Here is a 16,944-nt window from a genome sequence, read left to right as displayed (position 1 = left end):
AATGGTTGACAGTATATCGAGTTTATTTACACTGGCGAAACTTTTTTCTCTTCCTTGGAGAAGCCGTAATGGCAAATTATATTCGCTGGACAGTCGGGCAAGCCCAGGCCTTGTTTGAAAAACCACTGCTGGATTTATTGTTTGAAGCGCAGCAGATTCATCGCCAGCATTTTGACCCGCGCCAGGTGCAAGTCAGTACTTTGCTGTCGATTAAGACCGGTGCTTGCCCGGAAGATTGCAAATATTGCCCGCAAAGTTCGCGCTACAAAACTGGCTTGGAAAGTGAGCGCTTAATGCAGGTTGAACAAGTGCTGGCATCAGCGAAAAAGGCCAAAGCCGCTGGCTCAACCCGTTTCTGTATGGGCGCGGCATGGAAAAATCCCCATGAGCGTGACATGCCCTATCTGGAGAAAATGGTTGAAGGTGTCAAGGCCATGGGGATGGAAACCTGCATGACGCTTGGCTCGCTGGATAAGCAGCAAGCCCACCGGTTAGCAGAGGCTGGGCTGGATTATTACAACCACAATCTCGATACCTCGCCGGAATTCTATGGCAGCATCATTACCACCCGCAGTTATCAGGAACGGCTCGATACCCTCAGTGAAGTTCGTGACGCCGGCATCAAAGTCTGTTCGGGTGGCATTGTCGGATTGGGCGAAACTGTCCGCGACCGCGCAGGGCTACTGGTACAACTGGCTAATTTGCCCAAACCGCCTGAAAGTGTGCCGATCAATATGCTGGTAAAAGTGAAAGGCACACCGCTGGAAAATAACGACGACGTGGATGCTTTCGAGTTTATCCGCACCATTGCTATCGCACGTATCATGATGCCAACCTCCTATGTGCGCTTATCTGCCGGTCGCGAACAAATGAACGAGCAAACCCAGGCGATGTGCTTTATGGCGGGGGCAAACTCTATTTTCTACGGCTGTAAATTGCTTACCACGGCGAATCCTGAAGAAGATAAAGATCTGCAACTGTTCCGTAAATTGGGGCTGAATCCACAGCAAACCGCCACTGAGCAAGGGGATCGTGAGCAGCAGCAAGTATTAACTGAGCAACTCTTGCAGGGTGACTCATTGCCCGGCGAGAGCACACAATTTTATAACGCGGCAATCTGATGAACTGGCAAAGCAAGATAGAGCAGGGGCTGCAACAGCGGCGCGATACAGCAGCCTACCGCAGCCGTCAGGTTAATGAAGGTGCGAATGGGCGCTGGTTGCAATCAGGAGAGCGGCGTTATCTTAACTTCGCCAGTAATGATTATCTGGGGTTAAGTCAGGATCCTGATGTGATTGCGGCGTGGCAGCAGGGGGCGCAACGCTATGGTGTTGGCAGTGGTGGCTCTGGTCATGTTACCGGCTATAGCCGGCCTCATGCTCAACTGGAACACCAATTGGCGCACTGGCTGGGCTATCCGCGCGCATTGCTGTTTATCTCAGGCTACGCAGCAAATCAGGCGGTGTTGGCAGCGTTAACTGCCGCCGACGACAGGATACTGGCTGATAAACTCAGCCACGCCTCTTTGCTGGAGGCGGCGGCACACTCTCCGGCCCAATTACGGCGTTTTGTGCATAATCAGCCCGATGCGCTACAAAACCTACTCGATAAACCCTGTGCAGGCCAAACATTGGTGGTCACCGAAGGCGTTTTTAGTATGGACGGTGATAGCGCTCCACTGGCTGCTTTGCAGCAAAAAACAGTGGCGGCAGGTGGCTGGTTACTGGTGGATGATGCGCACGGAATTGGGGTGTGTGGCGAAGGTGGCCGTGGTAGTTGCTGGCAGCAAGGGGTGAAACCCGAACTGTTAGTGGTCACTTTTGGCAAGGCATTCGGCTTGAGTGGGGCGGCAGTGTTGTGTCAGGAGCCGGTTGCCGAGTATCTGCTGCAATATGCCCGCCATCTGATTTATAGCACTGCAATGCCACCAGCACAGGCTTGTGCGCTGCAAGCAGCATTGTTACGTATTCAGCAAGGTGATGACTTGCGACAGCAGCTTCAGCAACGTATTGCGCAATTTCGGCGTGGCGCGGCAGATTTACCGTTGCAATTAGGGGTATCTGAAACCGCTATCCAGCCACTGCTGGTGGGTGACAATCAGCAAACGCTGGCACTGGCGGAGCAGCTCCGTACCGAGGGGTTATGGGTAACGGCGATTCGCCCCCCAACAGTTCCGCCGGGGAGCGCCAGATTGCGTATTACCCTGAGTGCTGCGCATCAATGTGATGATATCGACAGATTGCTGGAGGTGCTGTATGGCGTTTGTCACTGATAATCCACGATTACCTTTGGTTGATAAACCGGCGATTGCGGCTGCATTTAGCCGGGCTGCTGGCAGTTACGACTCAGCGGCATGTTTACAGCGAGAAACGGGGAATACCTTATTGGCGCTGGGTAATCAGCATCCGGGTGCGTCAGTGCTGGATGCCGGGTGCGGTACTGGCTATTTCAGCCGCTGTTGGCGTGAACGAGACAGATTTGTTACTGCGCTAGATTTGGCCGCTGGAATGTTGGATCACGCCCGCCGGCAACAGGCTGCTGATAGCTATTTATTGGCTGATATTGAAAATATACCGCTGCCAGATCAAACAGTTGATATTTGTTTTAGTAATCTGGCGCTACAGTGGTGTGCTGATTTACCGCAGGCGTTAGCTGAGCTATATCGTGTCACGCGGGCTGGCGGCATCATCCTGTTTTCTACCTTGGCAAAAGGATCTCTTGATGAGTTGGGGCAGGCGTGGCAACAGGTAGATGGTAAACGCCATGTGAATGATTTTCTCCCCTTTCAACATATCTGTGACGCTTGTCAGGGGTATCGCCATCACCTGACTACCGAGTTATATCAGCAACAGTTTCCTGATGTGATAGCGCTTATGCGCTCTCTGCAAGGCATAGGCGCTACGCATTTACATCAGGGGCGTGATGCCGGGTTAAGTGGTCGTCAGCGGCTGGTGGCCCTGCAACGCGCTTATAGCACTCAATCTGGCACCTACCCGCTGAGTTACCACTTAGTTTATGGGGTTATCTATCGTGACTAAACGTTGGTTTATCACTGGCACGGATACTGATGTCGGTAAGACAGTTGCCAGTTGTGCCTTACTGCAAGCCGCAGCCCAACAGGGCTATCGCACCGCCGGTTATAAACCGGTGGCATCCGGCAGCCAGATGACGCCTGACGGATTGCGTAACAGCGATGCTTTGGCACTACAGGCAAACAGCAGTGAGGCACTCAGTTATTCACAGGTGAATCCATTCACGTTTCTGGAAGCGACCTCACCCCATATTGCCAGTGCCAGTGAAGGGCGTGAGATTGATTTGTCAGTTTTATCGCAAGGGCTACAACAGCTTGAGCACGCGGCAGAATGGGTATTGATCGAAGGGGCTGGCGGCTGGTTTACGCCACTGTCGCCACAGGCAACTTTTGCCGATTGGGTACAGCGAGAGCAATTCCCGGTGATTATGGTTGTTGGTATAAAACTGGGATGTATCAATCATGCTTTGTTGACCGCTTTGGCTATCCGGCAAGCTGGGCTGACACTGGCGGGCTGGGTTGCCAACGAGGTGATACCTGCGGGGGAGCGACAAGTTGAGTATATGGCAACATTGACACAGATGATCAGCGCCCCGCGATTAGGTGTTGTCCCCTATCTGACGGATCTTGACGAGAATCCTATCACCCGGCGGCGTGATCTTGGCGGCTATCTGGATTTGGGGCTTTTGGCTGACACAGAAATGAACTAAACCACCACGTGAATTTTTCACTACGATATGGCACTAAAGGGCTAATAGACATTATTAGCCCTGGTTTTTTTGCTGAGTATGGCTGGTGTTATCGGCTTTAGCTCGCGTGAGAGGGGAACAGTTCTGCGCCATATCAACTGGCCAAATGCTCAATAATCATGTCTTCATCCAATTGAGCCAATGTCCCTTGTGCCACATTTCTACCGCCTGCCATCAAACAAAATCGATCTGCAACATGTTGAATAAAAGCTAAACGATGTTCAACTAACAGCACTGTCAGACCCAGGCTACGGCTGAGTTGATGCAGGATATTGCCAATATCCTCACTCAACGGCGGTAAAATTCCACTCCCAGGTTCATCAAGGATCAGTAATTCTGGCTCTGCCACCAGTGCTCTGGCAATGGCTAACTGCTGTTGTTGATTGCGGGTTAGCTCCCCGCCGCGCTGGGTGCGTTTATCATACAGTTGCGGGAACAAATCAAAAATCCATCCCGGAATTTGGCGCGACTTATAGCGGCCTGCCAGCACGGCTATCAGCATATTCTCCTCCACACTCAGTTGAGAGAAAATCTGTTGCCCTTGTGGTACATAGCCGATACCCAGAGCAGTGCGCCCCTCAACGGGTTGTTGTAGCAAATTCTGTGGCGGTTCATGGTTCGGTTGCCAGGTCATGGTGCCACTCTTAATCGGCAGATGTCCCATGATGCAATTAATTAATGTTGTTTTCCCTACCCCATTGCGGCCAATCAGGCAGGTACATTGCCCACGAGGGATCTCCAGATTAATATCCCAAAGGATATGATTCTGACCATAGTATTGATTTACAGCGGTTAAACTCAGCATCAGTGCTTCTCCTCAGTCGATCTCAGTAGCTCACAGGTGACCCAGTGTTCTGTAACGGCTAGCGAAGGATTAACCAGCAAATCTGCATACTTGATAGCGGCAGTACAACATAAAACACCACACTTCTAACGGGTGGTTGTTGGCGTAAATTGAGGTGAAATGGGTTAATTGTGGTGTTAAATGGTATCAACAGGTTATTTTTGCCCCTAATCACCCTGAGATAGGATGGTTTTTGGTTCATGAATATGTTGCACCACTTTAGACCATTTCCTCTTTCACTCCTCTGTTCTATAGATATAAAGCAACTCTTGGGCCAAGTTGCCATGCAGAGGACAACATTTGTATGTTAACAGTCTGTAAATGGTTTTAACGTACAGATCAGGGCTGAAATGACCCAGACCACAGCGATAAAGGCGTAGAGTGACGGATAGCATGCACTTAAGCGGTGCTCTGCTGGAGATAATGGTGCAGAAAAAAACAGTAAGGCCAGAAGTGATTAGATGTGAGGGTGAGCTAGTGAAAGTTATAGAATTAGCAAGCTACATAGTTAGCACTAATTGAAATATACGGTGAAATAAAAATGTAAAAAAAACACTAAAAAAGCCAGTTAGTCCCTATTTCTTTCCCAAGCTTTGCTTTTCGCCAACTCCCAGCCGCTGTGGGGTTGAATGAGTTATCCACCATTCCTGTGGATAACCTTGTGCATTAGCCATAGAAAACTGATGGCAAGCGAGAGCGGACGCGGCTTGCGCTCCTGTTGTCCGCATTCTCTACTTTTTAATAATTTATTTTATTTTCAATGGGTTAATTAAAATCAAGCGCTGATAATTCATAGGCAGAATTGATGGATGATCTTTAATCAATTAGTTATCACTAATGCGTTTATGTTAACAGTTGGGGATAAAAATGCTTTTACAGTGCAACTGTTGTTTGTATGTCACTGTAACGAGGCAAACAATCTCTTGGTTAAAGAAATTCCTACATTTTGGTGCTTGAAGCTGGTTTTATATCCAGTATCATAGGGGTGGCAAAATTCTATGGGGCTTTCATAATTAGCCTCCTGATAGTGTGTATTTCTCCGGCGGGTAGCAAATTCATGAGTAAATTATTCAAACTACATTCTGAGTTTAAGCCAGCAGGCGACCAGCCTGAGGCTATCCGTAAACTGGAAGAAGGGCTAGAGAATGGTCTGGCTCATCAGACACTGTTGGGGGTAACGGGATCGGGTAAAACCTTTACGATAGCCAATGTTATTGCTGATTTGAACCGCCCGACCATGGTGCTGGCACCCAATAAAACATTGGCAGCACAGCTTTATGGTGAGATGAAAGAGTTTTTCCCCGATAACGCGGTAGAGTATTTTGTCTCCTACTATGACTACTATCAGCCTGAAGCCTATGTCCCAAGCTCTGATACGTTTATCGAAAAAGACGCCTCGGTAAACGAGCATATTGAGCAAATGCGGCTATCGGCGACCAAAGCATTGTTGGAAAGGCGTGATGTCATCGTAGTGGCATCGGTCTCTGCGATTTATGGCCTGGGTGATCCTGACTTATACCTGAAAATGATGCTGCATCTGACTAAGGGTATGATCATCGATCAGCGCTCTATTTTGCGTCGCTTATCCGAATTGCAATACAGCCGTAATGATCAGGTATTCCAGCGCGGTACTTTCCGGGTGCGTGGTGAAGTCATCGACATCTTCCCTGCGGAATCTGATGAGTGGGCGCTGCGGGTAGAACTGTTTGATGAAGAGGTCGAGCGGTTGTCAATTTTTGATCCATTGACTGGCCAGTTACAGCATGAAGTACCGCGTTTTACGGTCTATCCTAAAACGCACTACGTTACCCCGCGTGAGCGTATTTTGCAGGCCATGGAAGAGATCAAAGTCGAACTGGCCGACCGGCGTCAGGTGCTATTAGCCAACAATAAGTTGTTGGAAGAGCAACGTATTAGCCAGCGGACCCAGTTTGACCTTGAAATGATGAATGAGCTGGGCTACTGCTCCGGTATTGAAAACTATTCACGTTACCTTTCCGGCCGTGGTCCCGGCGAAGCACCACCTACGTTATTTGACTATCTACCGGCTGACGGTTTGTTGGTAGTTGATGAATCCCACGTGACTATTCCGCAAATCGGCGGGATGTACAAAGGTGACCGCTCGCGCAAAGAAACACTGGTGGAATATGGTTTCCGGCTGCCATCGGCACTGGATAACCGGCCAATGCGTTTTGAAGAGTTTGAAGCACTGGCACCACAAACTATTTATGTTTCAGCAACTCCGGGTAAATATGAGCTGGAGAAATCCGGTGGCGATATCATCGATCAGGTCGTGCGGCCGACGGGCCTGCTCGATCCGTTAATTGAAGTACGGCCAGTAGCAACACAGGTCGATGACTTGCTATCAGAGATCCGTATTCGTGCAGCGATTAACGAGCGGGTACTGGTAACAACGCTGACTAAACGTATGGCCGAAGACCTGACTGAGTATCTGGGGGAGCATGGTGCCCGTGTTCGTTACCTGCATTCTGATATTGATACCGTTGAGCGGGTAGAGATTATTCGTGATCTGCGCTTGGGTGAGTTTGATGTACTGGTGGGGATCAACTTACTGCGCGAAGGTTTGGATATGCCAGAGGTTTCTCTGGTCGCAATTCTTGATGCTGATAAAGAAGGTTTCCTGCGTTCTGAACGCTCTTTAATCCAGACTATTGGTCGTGCCGCGCGTAACCTTAATGGTAAAGCGATACTGTATGGCGACAGAATTACCGCCTCAATGGAAAAGGCTATTGGTGAAACGGAACGGCGGCGTGTCAAACAGCAAACTTACAACGAAGAACGTGGCATCATTCCACAAGGGTTGAACAAGAAAATTGGCGATATTCTGCAACTGGGCCAACCCTCTTCCCGTGGTAAAGGGAAAGGGCGGGGCGGCAAAGTGGCTGATCCCAATAATTATCACGCCTTGCCACCGAAAGCGCTTGACCAGAAAATCCGTGAGCTGGAATCTAAAATGTACACCCATGCACAGAATCTGGAATTTGAGCAGGCGGCAGAACTGCGCGATCAAGTTCATCAGTTGCGCCAACAGTTTATCGCAATATCGTGATGCTCATTAGCCTCACATTGTGTGGTGGCCGTGTGGCAAATCAGGAATTTCTGCTTGCCGCATCAACCCATCCTGATTAAGGTGTGCGGCTAATAAAATCATCACCTAAATAGACTCAAATAACCTGGGGTGGCAGCTCGGTGGCAAGCCAACAATTCAGCAGCGCCAGGTCGGAAGAGTATAAAACGCGAGATAAATAATGAGCGATCACTTGTCGAAAGATCCGTTACACGGTATTACCCTTGAACAACTGTTGACTAAACTGGTTGAGCATTATGGTTGGGAGGAATTGGCATACCGTATCAATATCAACTGTTTCATCAGCGATCCCAGCATTAAATCCAGCCTGAAATTCTTACGCCGTACACCATGGGCTAGAACTAAAGTGGAGGCGCTGTATATCCATATGAATGACAGCGCAACATTGCAAGCTCAAACTCGAGCAAAACCTCTTAGCTAGTTTGCGCCACCGAGCTGTTGCAACGTGGTTTCCAGCGCTTGGCGGAGCAGCTCACGGTCATGGCGATAAGGGATATCTTTGGCTTCCAGTGGTTGCTGGATAATAATTCTGTCCGTTACGCCACTGATATCAATTCGTGGACTGACAATAGCAGCATCAATAATTTTGCGGCCAATCTTGCTTTCCATTATTGCCAGTTTTTCTTGCAACGACAGCGCGGCTGCCGCCACACTGAGTTCACGCCCCAGATTACCGATATAAATCATACTGGCAGAGCTGCGACGTAGGGCCTGAGTTAAGTCATCTAGCAGTAACAAGGGCATCAGGCTGGTTAAGAAACTACCCGGCCCAATCAAAATAACGTCTGCCTGGCTAATTGCTTCCACGGCTTCCCGCGTGGCGTGAACGTGCGGTGACAACAACATCTCTTGTGGCATTTTCGCCAGTTGGTCGATATTCACCTCACCATAAACGGGGTGTCCTTCATGATCGATGGCCAGCAAATCGACCGGTTGCTCAGACATCGGGATGAGCCATGCCTCTACTTTCAGCAAGCTACGCACCAGGTTGATTGCCTCGATAGGTCTGATGCTGAGATGGTCTAACGCTTTGAGCATTAAATTACCCAGATTATGGCCTGAGAGTTCGCCATTACCGCTAAAACGGTATTCAAACATTGCCGAAGCCACACTCGGCTCAGTGATCAACTGATTAAGGCAATTGCGGGTATCACCCCAGGCAATTCCTCCTTCTGAACGGCGGATGCGACCCGTCGAGCCGCCATTATCGGTGGTGGTAACAATACCTGTCAGGCGTGAACCCAGTGGAGAAAGGGCTGACATCACGCGCCCCAAGCCATGGCCTCCTCCTAAAGCAACCACCCGATCGAGATCCGCTAATGTGCGATTTCGCATATTTTTCCTGTCTAAATATTGTTGCCTGGCTCTAATAGCGTAGCTAATGGTGAAATTGCTGCATAAGTTAACGGATTTGCCGTGAAAACGCGATAAAAGCCATTGTTTTCGTGATTTTAAACAAAGTATTAGCAATGGATTACAATAGACTGAATAACAGTAAGTTTTGTTATATAAGTCGTTGTATATAAAAATATATAACGGAAAACAGCCATTGGCTATCCTGCCGTTTTAGCGTTAGAATCTCTAGGAAAAGTAGGGTTTTTAGCGACTCATCTGCCGCTAACTGCTTTACTTTTTAAACCATGGTTCGGTGGGCAGTGGGTAAACTGTCACTGAACATAAACTCCTAGCCTTGGCGTCTACGTTGTCTCGTTCGCGAACAATATGATGCTCTGGCCGTGGCTTTAAGCCACCAGGGTGCGAGGTAGAAATGCCTGCATCTCCCGTATTTGGAAAGGTGTTATGGTACAACTCACTGACGCATTTGCGCGCAAGTTCTATTATTTGCGCCTATCAATTACCGATGTGTGCAATTTTCGTTGCACCTATTGCTTGCCGGATGGCTATCGCCCCGACGGATTAAAAAGCTTTCTGAGCCTGGACGAAATAAGCCGCGTCAGCCGCGCCTTTGCTCTATTGGGAACAGAAAAAATTCGTCTGACGGGCGGCGAACCCTCTATGCGGCGCGACTTCAGCGATATCATTGCCACCATCAGACAAAATCCAGCGATCCGCACTCTGGCAGTCACCACCAATGGCTATCGTTTAGCCCGTGATGCCGCCCAATGGCGGGAGGCTGGGTTGACAGCCATTAATGTCAGTGTCGATAGCCTTGATCCACGGCAATTTCATGCCATAACTGGGCAGGATAAATTTCATCAGGTCATGCAAGGCATTGATGCTGCTTTTGATGCCGGTTTTGAGAAAGTTAAAATCAACGCCGTATTGATGCGTGATGTCAATGATCGCAATCTGAATGCCTTCCTCACCTGGATAAAGTCACGGCCGATTCAACTGCGGTTTATCGAATTAATGGAAACCGGCGAGGGGGGCAATCTGTTTCGTCAACACCATGTCTCCGGTGGTGTCATCCGCCAGCAATTACTCCAACAAGGCTGGCAACAGCAAGCGCGGGCACGCAGTGATGGCCCGGCGCAGGTGTTCCATCACCCGGATTATCTGGGGGAGGTCGGGCTGATTATGCCGTATGAGAAAGACTTCTGCGCCAGTTGTAACCGCTTGCGTGTTTCAGCGCTGGGGAATCTGCATTTATGCTTATTTGGTGAGCAAGGCATTACACTACGTGACTTGCTGGGCAGCGATGACCAGCAAGATGAGTTAATGGCTCGCATCCAGAGTGCATTGCAAACCAAGAAACAGACCCATTTTCTGCATCAGGGCAACAGCGGTATTACCCAGAATTTATCGTTTATTGGCGGTTGATAGCGGGCAATGTTAAGAACAGAAGAGAATATATGACCCAACTAACTCACATTAACGCCGCAGGCGAAGCCCATATGGTGGATGTTTCCACTAAAGCAGAAACCGTGCGTGAAGCGCGGGCGGAGGCTTTTGTCGAAATGCAGGCCGCGACGTTGGCGATGATTATCGAGGGCAGCCACCACAAAGGTGATGTCTTTGCTACTGCGCGTATTGCCGGGATTCAGGCAGCTAAAAAAACCTGGGAATTAATCCCGCTGTGCCACCCACTGTTGCTGACCAAAGTTGAAGTTCAACTGGAAGCACAACCAGAACACAACCGTGTGCATATCGAAACTTGCTGCCGCCTGACCGGTAAAACAGGCGTGGAAATGGAAGCGCTGACGGCAGCTTCCGTTGCCGCCCTGACAATTTACGATATGTGCAAAGCGGTACAAAAAGACATGATAATTGGCCCGGTGCGCCTGTTAGCAAAAAGTGGCGGGAAATCCGGTGATTTTAAGGTGAACTCATGATTCAAATTCTCTTTTTTGCTCAGGTGCGTGAACTGGTCGGAACCGACAGTTTGCAATTGGCGGCGGAATTTCCCACTGTTGAGGCACTGCGTCAATCCCTGTGCCAACGGGGTGAGCGCTGGCAATTAGCTCTTGAAGAAGGCAAATTACTGACTGCGGTGAATCAATCATTGGTCAATGTTCATCATCCGCTGGTGGCGGGTGATGAAGTGGCGTTCTTCCCGCCGGTGACCGGAGGTTGATAATGGACCATACCCGTATTCGCGTGGGTACTGAGACTTTCAGTGTGGGTGATGAGTATCACTGGTTGTCACAGTGTGATGAAGATGGCGCGGTGGTGACGTTTACCGGCAAAGTTCGTAATCACAATCTGGGTGATAGCGTTAGCGCACTGACGCTGGAACATTACCCAGGCATGACAGAAAAGGCGCTAACTGAGATTATTGATGAAGCCCGTAGCCGTTGGCCTTTACAGCGTGTTAGCGTTATTCATCGGGTGGGGCCACTGTTCCCCGGCGATGAAATTGTCTTTGTTGGGGTAACCAGCGCCCATCGCAGTATGGCGTTTGATGCGGCTGAATTTATAATGGATTACCTGAAAACAAAGGCCCCATTTTGGAAGCGGGAAGCCACAACGGACGGCGAACGTTGGGTTGAATCACGCGACAGTGATCATCAGGCGGCCAAGCGCTGGTAAATTGAGCGTAAACCAGTGTAAAGATCACCGCTAAATGTCTATTTTTACTCCCTTGTTGACTGTACTTCTGTGGTACCCTTAAAAAGTCGGTGGGCTGTCAATTTAGATGGCCTGTATCATTATTTATATGCATAAGGTAACTACCATGGATCGCTATCCACGCTCTAATGGTTCGATTGTCGAACGTGCCAACACAGGCATTCAGGCATATATGGCGCAGGTATACGGCTGGATGACCTGTGGTCTGTTATTAACGGCGGTTGTCGCTTGGTACGCAGCGAATACCCCTGCGGTACTCAACTTTATATTTTCCAGTCAGATCACCTTTTTCGGGCTGATTATTGTTCAGTTAGGTCTGGTATTTGTTATTTCTGGCATGGTTAACCGCCTGAGTGGCTCGATGGCTACCTCGCTGTTTATGCTCTATTCCGCATTAACCGGCTTGACGATATCCAGCATTTTCATCATGTACACCAGCTCTTCTATCGCCAGCACATTCTTGATTGCTGCCGGTATGTTTGGTGCCATGAGTTTCTACGGCTATACCACTAAACGTGACTTGAGTGGTATGGGCAGCATGCTGTTTATGGGCCTGATCGGTATCGTGTTAGCATCCATTGTTAACATCTGGCTGAAAAGCACGGCGCTAATGTGGGCAGTGACCTACATCGGGGTGTTAGTGTTTGTTGGTTTGACTGCTTATGATACCCAGAAGTTGAAAAACATGGGTTCGCAGTTGGATGCCAATGATAAAGATAACTTCCGCAAATACTCCATAGTGGGTGCTTTGACGCTGTATCTTGATTTCATTAACTTGTTCTTGATGTTGCTGCGGATTTTCGGCAACCGCCGTTAAGCTGGCTGATTCAGGGCTGCGACGCGGCAAACTTGCTCGCCGTACGCTGCTCGAAATGCTCATTGACCGATGTCAACTGCGCTTTCTGCGCTGCGGGCGTCGGTCAATTTTTTGGTCTCGCCACTGAATCAAACTCAGCTTAAGCTGGCTGATTCAGGGCTGCGGTGTGGCAAACTTGCTCGCCGTATTATAGGTTGATCAAAATTTTAAAGGACACCCCTGTGGTGTCCTTTTTGTTTTTTGGTGAATGCCGGTAAGCCTTACTACCACTTAATGTCGCTACGCGATTTTCCGCCTAAACATCCCATAGGCGGCACTCCCCGTTGTGGCGGTTATTACGAGTAACGGCCACAAACTGTGCCAGATAATATCGAAACTGGCATCCTTGAGGTAAATCTGTTTGGTGATATCGGTAAAGTGGCGGATAGGATTGATCCACGTAATATTTTGCAGCCAGATAGGCATATTCTCCACCGGCGAGACATACCCAGACAACAAGATAGCGGGCATCATGAAAACAAACACGCCAATAAAAGCCTGCTGCTGAGTGGAACATAACGAGGAAATCAGCAAACCGAAGCCAACGAGCGACAAGCCGTAGAGCAGCATGGTGCCGTAAAACAGCGCCAACGAACCAGCAAACGGAATTTGGTAAAAAAAGATACCGATAAACAAGACGATACTCGCCTGGAAAGTCGCGACAATCAGTGCCGGGACAGCTTTACCAATAAAAATCTGCCAGGTGGTAAGCGGCGAAACTAACAACTGTTCGAGTGTCCCTTGCTCCCGCTCACGAGCCACCGACAGTGATGTCACAATAAGCACCCCAATAGTCGTAATCATCGCAATCAATGATGGCACCACGAACCATTTGTAGTTCAGATTCGGGTTATACCAATTGCGGATGACCAACTCGCTGTTGTTGGGCTTTATCTGGCCTTGGGTTAACTCTAATTGATAATTTTGTACGATTTGCTGAATGTAATTGGCGGCAATTTGCGCGCTGTTGGAGTTACGCCCATCCAGTAATAACTGTAACTGAGTGGTTTTGCCATTAGCCAGGTCAGCACTGAATTGTTCAGGGAAACGTATCAAAAGCAGTGCTTGCTGGTTATCAATCACCGGCTGAATCTCTTGTGGGCTGTGGAGCAGTAAGACATGAGAAAAAGCCTCTGCTTTGGCAAAGCGTTGGGTCAGTTCTACAGACGCTTTCCCGCTGTCTTCGCTATAAATAGCGATGGTGGCATTAGTCACTTCCAATGTGGCGGCGAATGGGAACAAAATGACTTGTAATATAACCGGCATAATTAATATCGCCCGCGTCTGTGGCTCGCGCAGCAGTGACTGTAACTCTTTGATAATCAATGTATAGAGGCGATGAAACATATCTTGCTTCCTTCCTTTAATCTAATCGGCGTCTAATCTAACCGACGATTAGTTTTCCATGCCGTCAGGCCGATAAATACGGTTGCTGAGGCAACCAGGAACAACAGGTTAATCACCAGTACGGTACCGATGTTCCCCGCCAGAAACAGGGTTTGCAGGCTGCTGACAAAATAGCGGGCGGGAATGATATAGGTTACGGCGCGCACGATAGCGGGCATGCTGTCAATTTCGAAAATGAAGCCAGACAGCATCACTGCCGGCAGGAATGCGGCATTCAAGGCCACCATTGCGGCGTTAAATTGATTGCGGGTAATAGTCGAAATTAGCAATCCCATACCCAGAGTGCTGGCCAAAAATAGGCTGGTCATAACAAACAATATCCACAGTGAGCCACGGAAAGGCACATCGAGGATAAATACCGACACCGCCATGCAGAGTGTCATGGCTATCATGCCCAGGGCGTAATAGGGGATCAGTTTCGACAACAGCAACTCGCTGCGCGTGACCTGGGTCGACAGTAGTGCTTCCATGGTACCGCGCTCCCATTCACGGGCGATCACCAGCGAGGTTAGAATCGCGCCGATAACCGTCATAATAATGGTAATGGCACCGGGAATAATAAAGTGTCGGCTGATGGCGGCAGGGTTAAACCAATAACGGACCTGAATCTCAATCAGAGGATCGTTTTTTTGCCCTAGGTTTTGCGCCTGTTGTTGTTGCCAGATTTGCCACACCCCTTGTGCGTAGCCTTGCACAAAGTTGGCGGTATTGGGTTCACTGCCATCAGTAATGACCTGAATGGGCGCTTTACTTTCGGGGCGCGCAAGTTGCTGTGCAAAATCATTGGGGATCACAATTAGCCCACGAATTTTGCCGGCTTGCATCGCCTGAATTAGCGCCTGGCGATTGTCACTGATTTGCGGTGAAATATAAGGTGAACTGGCGAAGGCGTTAGCCAGATCCTGAGCCGGTTTGCTCTGTTGCTCCATTAAAATGCCGACGTGCAGTTTGCTGGAGTCCAGATTGATGCCATAACCAAAGATAAACAGCAGCAACAACGGGATGACGAATGCGATCAATCCACTGCTCGGGTCACGCAGTATTTGCCGGGTCTCTTTACGGCATAAGGCCCGCAAGCGACGCCAGGAAAAACCTGTGTCCTGATAGGTTTCGCTCTCATTTACCGGCGATTTATCCACTGGCAATAGACGTGGCTCGGTCATGACTGCTGCTCCTTATCATTTTGCTGATCATAGTGTTGCACCAGCCCAATAAAGGCCTCTTCCATGGAGGGATTAAGATTATCATCACTGGCAACCTGTTGTTTTAACTCATCAGGTGTACCGGCTGCGATAATCTTGCCACGGTAAACCAGCCCGATACGATCACAGTATTCTGCTTCATCCATAAAGTGGGTGGTAACCATGACGGTGACGCCTTTATCTACCATCCCATTGATATGCAACCAAAACTCACGCCGAGTTAGAGGGTCGACGCCGGATGTCGGTTCATCCAGGAACAGAATGTCTGGTTCATGCATTAACGCGCAGGCCAGCGCCAAACGCTGTTTAAACCCCAAAGGCAGTGAGTCCGGGGTTTGCCTAAGGATCGGGGTAAAGTTAAAGGCTGATGTCATGTCAGCTATTTTGTCGCGTTGTATTTTGCCTTGTAGACCATAAACGCCGGAGAAAAATTTCAGGTTTTGTTCAACGGTCAGATTGCCATACAGCGAGAATTTCTGCGCCATATAACCCAAATGCTGCCGGGCTTTACCCGAACTGGTTTTCAGATCCATTCCCAGTACCAATGCTTTACCTGAACTGGGGACTAACAGACCGCACATCATTTTAAACGTGGTGGATTTCCCCGCGCCATTCGGGCCGAGCAGACCAAATATCTCACCGCGTTTAACTTGAAAATTCACATGATCAGTTGCGGCGAAATCGCCAAATTTTTTGGTTAACTCTTGGGCTTCAATCACGGTTTCCTGATGGCTACCGGCGACTTTGGGCATAATTTTCGCCAAAGCGGACTCACTGGCGGGGCCGCCCCCCAATAGGTCGATAAAGGCATCCTCAAAGCGCGGTTCTGCTTCAGTTATCTCGGCATTGGGCTGATTGAGGAGTGGCAATAGTTGGCTGTGATCCACGTCAGGTTTGAGGATTAGCCGTACATACTTCCCCTGAATGACTCCATCGCTCACTTGAGGCAATGCCAGCGCATGTTGTAACAGCTTACGGTTAGTTCCGGTTTGCGCTGCCAGCAAAATTGTGCGGCCACTCATCCGTTGCGTCAGGTGTTGCGGCGCACCGCTGTACAGCAATTTCCCTTCATTTAGTAATAACACTTCACGGCATTGCTCTGCCTCATCCAGATATGATGTGCTCCACAGGATAAGCATGCCATCGCTTGCCAGTTCATGCACCATGCGCCATAACTCGCGGCGCGAAATCGGGTCAACGCCGACACCCGGTTCATCGAGCAACAGTACTTTGGGCTGGCCGACCAGAGTACAGGCCAACCCCAGTTTTTGCTTCATCCCGCCGGAGAGTTTTCCCGCCAGCCGGTCAGTAAAGCGGGTTAAATCGGTAAACGTCAGCAGGCGCTCAAATGTTTGGCGGCGAAGCTCACCGGTAACTCCGCGTAGATCGGCATACAGCGTCAGGTTCTCCATCACCGTCAGGTCTTCATACAAACCAAACTTTTGTGGCATATACCCGAGAATGGAATGTAACTGGCGATCGTTTTCTAACGGGTCTAGCCCGACCACCGTCATCTTGCCTTGACTGGGTTTGAGCAATCCGGCAAGCATACGGAGCAGGGTGGTTTTACCGGCACCGTCCGGCCCAACCAAACCGGTGACCGCGCCACTGCGGATCTCTGTTGTCAGGCTGGCGACGGCAGGGTTATCCAGTCCGGGGAAGCGTTTTTCAACGCCCTCCAAAGTAATAAGATGCTGGATTCCATTCATAGCTCATA

General features: G+C 49.4%; 16 protein-coding genes and 1 riboswitch. Of the genes, 11 read left to right on the top strand and 5 right to left on the bottom strand.

Features of this window, described 5'->3' with window-relative positions:
- The first annotated feature begins 68 nt into the window (after positions 1-68).
- From bioB to bioD, 4 genes are read left to right on the top strand one after another with little or no spacing between them, the layout of a single operon-like run.
- The gene (bioB, locus tag A6J67_RS18580; protein WP_032907182.1) at positions 69-1,121 is read left to right on the top strand and encodes a biotin synthase BioB; all 1,053 of its coding nucleotides are present in this window, start codon (positions 69-71) and stop codon (positions 1,119-1,121) included.
- Positions 1,121-2,272: an 8-amino-7-oxononanoate synthase gene (bioF, locus tag A6J67_RS18575; protein ID WP_050072851.1), complete on the top strand. Its 1,152-nt coding sequence runs from the start codon at positions 1,121-1,123 to the stop codon at positions 2,270-2,272. Before bioB ends, bioF begins: the two co-directional genes overlap by 1 nt.
- Positions 2,256-3,038 carry a malonyl-ACP O-methyltransferase BioC gene (gene bioC / locus A6J67_RS18570; protein ID WP_050297706.1) on the top strand — a complete coding sequence of 261 codons (783 nt, stop codon included), beginning with the start codon at positions 2,256-2,258 and terminating at the stop codon, positions 3,036-3,038. The genes bioF and bioC overlap by 17 nt, the downstream gene beginning before the upstream one ends.
- A complete protein-coding gene (gene bioD / locus A6J67_RS18565) occupies positions 3,031-3,741 on the top strand; it encodes a dethiobiotin synthase (protein ID WP_050297707.1) in 711 nt (236 codons plus the stop codon). The genes bioC and bioD overlap by 8 nt, the downstream gene beginning before the upstream one ends.
- A gap of 133 nt (positions 3,742-3,874) precedes the next feature.
- Here bioD and A6J67_RS18560 read toward each other — a convergent pair whose 3' ends face one another.
- Complete coding sequence (locus tag A6J67_RS18560) at positions 3,875-4,585, bottom strand: ABC transporter ATP-binding protein (RefSeq protein WP_042569419.1); 711 nt, start codon at positions 4,583-4,585, stop codon at positions 3,875-3,877.
- A gap of 1,096 nt (positions 4,586-5,681) precedes the next feature.
- Between A6J67_RS18560 and uvrB the strand changes: the two genes are divergently transcribed.
- Both uvrB and A6J67_RS18550 read left to right on the top strand, forming a co-directional pair.
- Positions 5,682-7,694 carry an excinuclease ABC subunit UvrB gene (gene uvrB / locus A6J67_RS18555; protein ID WP_032907185.1) on the top strand — a complete coding sequence of 671 codons (2,013 nt, stop codon included), beginning with the start codon at positions 5,682-5,684 and terminating at the stop codon, positions 7,692-7,694.
- Between the two features lie 199 nt (positions 7,695-7,893).
- Positions 7,894-8,154, top strand: coding sequence for a VF530 family DNA-binding protein (locus A6J67_RS18550; protein ID WP_032907187.1), 261 nt, complete (start codon positions 7,894-7,896; stop codon positions 8,152-8,154).
- On the opposite strand, the gene A6J67_RS18545 is transcribed toward A6J67_RS18550, so the two are convergent.
- A complete protein-coding gene (locus tag A6J67_RS18545; RefSeq protein ID WP_005189527.1) occupies positions 8,151-9,068 on the bottom strand; it encodes a gluconeogenesis factor YvcK family protein in 918 nt (305 codons plus the stop codon). The genes A6J67_RS18550 and A6J67_RS18545 overlap by 4 nt on opposite strands.
- A 334-nt stretch (positions 9,069-9,402) precedes the next feature.
- A riboswitch (molybdenum cofactor riboswitch) is annotated at positions 9,403-9,547 on the top strand.
- Between A6J67_RS18545 and moaA the strand changes: the two genes are divergently transcribed.
- The 5 genes from moaA (at position 9,534) to A6J67_RS18520 (ending at position 12,579) form a co-directional block, all read left to right on the top strand.
- Positions 9,534-10,514: a GTP 3',8-cyclase MoaA gene (moaA, locus tag A6J67_RS18540; protein ID WP_042569421.1), complete on the top strand. Its 981-nt coding sequence runs from the start codon at positions 9,534-9,536 to the stop codon at positions 10,512-10,514. It overlaps the preceding riboswitch by 14 nt.
- Before the next feature lie 32 nt (positions 10,515-10,546).
- Positions 10,547-11,026 carry a cyclic pyranopterin monophosphate synthase MoaC gene (moaC, locus tag A6J67_RS18535; protein ID WP_080608317.1) on the top strand — a complete coding sequence of 160 codons (480 nt, stop codon included), beginning with the start codon at positions 10,547-10,549 and terminating at the stop codon, positions 11,024-11,026.
- Positions 11,023-11,268 (top strand): molybdopterin synthase sulfur carrier subunit, encoded by a 246-nt coding sequence (gene moaD / locus A6J67_RS18530; protein WP_032907188.1) that lies wholly within the window; start codon positions 11,023-11,025, stop codon positions 11,266-11,268. The genes moaC and moaD overlap by 4 nt, the downstream gene beginning before the upstream one ends.
- Positions 11,269-11,270: 2 nt before the next feature.
- Positions 11,271-11,723, top strand: coding sequence for a molybdopterin synthase catalytic subunit MoaE (gene moaE, locus A6J67_RS18525; protein WP_042569422.1), 453 nt, complete (start codon positions 11,271-11,273; stop codon positions 11,721-11,723).
- Between the two features lie 145 nt (positions 11,724-11,868).
- On the top strand, positions 11,869-12,579 hold the full coding sequence (locus A6J67_RS18520; RefSeq protein ID WP_032907190.1) for a Bax inhibitor-1 family protein: 711 nt from the start codon (positions 11,869-11,871) through the stop codon (positions 12,577-12,579).
- 279 nt (positions 12,580-12,858) lie between these two features.
- On the opposite strand, the gene A6J67_RS18515 is transcribed toward A6J67_RS18520, so the two are convergent.
- From A6J67_RS18515 to A6J67_RS18505, 3 genes are read right to left on the bottom strand one after another with little or no spacing between them, the layout of a single operon-like run.
- Positions 12,859-13,965: an ABC transporter permease gene (locus A6J67_RS18515; RefSeq protein ID WP_005189548.1), complete on the bottom strand. Its 1,107-nt coding sequence runs from the start codon at positions 13,963-13,965 to the stop codon at positions 12,859-12,861.
- A 32-nt stretch (positions 13,966-13,997) separates the two neighbouring features.
- The gene (locus A6J67_RS18510) at positions 13,998-15,188 is read right to left on the bottom strand and encodes an ABC transporter permease (RefSeq protein ID WP_032907191.1); all 1,191 of its coding nucleotides are present in this window, start codon (positions 15,186-15,188) and stop codon (positions 13,998-14,000) included.
- A complete protein-coding gene (locus A6J67_RS18505; protein WP_032907193.1) occupies positions 15,185-16,936 on the bottom strand; it encodes an ATP-binding cassette domain-containing protein in 1,752 nt (583 codons plus the stop codon). The genes A6J67_RS18510 and A6J67_RS18505 overlap by 4 nt, the downstream gene beginning before the upstream one ends.
- Positions 16,937-16,944 lie beyond the last annotated feature (8 nt).

The sequence above is a fragment of the Yersinia sp. FDAARGOS_228 genome (genome assembly GCF_002073315.2).
In the GTDB taxonomy this organism is placed as follows: Bacteria; Pseudomonadota; Gammaproteobacteria; order Enterobacterales; family Enterobacteriaceae; genus Yersinia; species Yersinia intermedia.
This window is presented reverse-complemented; position numbering and strand designations above follow the sequence as displayed.

What these genes read in the sequence shown, in the direction of transcription:
- A6J67_RS18545 (WP_005189527.1), bottom strand. Translation starts at nt 9,068, where the DNA reads ATGCGAAATCGCACATTAGCGGATCTCGATCGGGTGGTTGCTTTAGGA.
- bioF (WP_050072851.1), top strand. Translation starts at nt 1,121, where the DNA reads ATGAACTGGCAAAGCAAGATAGAGCAGGGGCTGCAACAGCGGCGCGAT.
- uvrB (WP_032907185.1), top strand. Translation starts at nt 5,682, where the DNA reads ATGAGTAAATTATTCAAACTACATTCTGAGTTTAAGCCAGCAGGCGAC.
- bioC (WP_050297706.1), top strand. Translation starts at nt 2,256, where the DNA reads ATGGCGTTTGTCACTGATAATCCACGATTACCTTTGGTTGATAAACCG.
- A6J67_RS18560 (WP_042569419.1), bottom strand. Translation starts at nt 4,585, where the DNA reads ATGCTGAGTTTAACCGCTGTAAATCAATACTATGGTCAGAATCATATC.
- A6J67_RS18505 (WP_032907193.1), bottom strand. Translation starts at nt 16,936, where the DNA reads ATGAATGGAATCCAGCATCTTATTACTTTGGAGGGCGTTGAAAAACGC.
- A6J67_RS18510 (WP_032907191.1), bottom strand. Translation starts at nt 15,188, where the DNA reads ATGACCGAGCCACGTCTATTGCCAGTGGATAAATCGCCGGTAAATGAG.
- A6J67_RS18515 (WP_005189548.1), bottom strand. Translation starts at nt 13,965, where the DNA reads ATGTTTCATCGCCTCTATACATTGATTATCAAAGAGTTACAGTCACTG.
- moaD (WP_032907188.1), top strand. Translation starts at nt 11,023, where the DNA reads ATGATTCAAATTCTCTTTTTTGCTCAGGTGCGTGAACTGGTCGGAACC.
- moaA (WP_042569421.1), top strand. Translation starts at nt 9,534, where the DNA reads ATGGTACAACTCACTGACGCATTTGCGCGCAAGTTCTATTATTTGCGC.
- moaC (WP_080608317.1), top strand. Translation starts at nt 10,547, where the DNA reads ATGACCCAACTAACTCACATTAACGCCGCAGGCGAAGCCCATATGGTG.
- moaE (WP_042569422.1), top strand. Translation starts at nt 11,271, where the DNA reads ATGGACCATACCCGTATTCGCGTGGGTACTGAGACTTTCAGTGTGGGT.
- bioB (WP_032907182.1), top strand. Translation starts at nt 69, where the DNA reads ATGGCAAATTATATTCGCTGGACAGTCGGGCAAGCCCAGGCCTTGTTT.
- A6J67_RS18550 (WP_032907187.1), top strand. Translation starts at nt 7,894, where the DNA reads ATGAGCGATCACTTGTCGAAAGATCCGTTACACGGTATTACCCTTGAA.
- A6J67_RS18520 (WP_032907190.1), top strand. Translation starts at nt 11,869, where the DNA reads ATGGATCGCTATCCACGCTCTAATGGTTCGATTGTCGAACGTGCCAAC.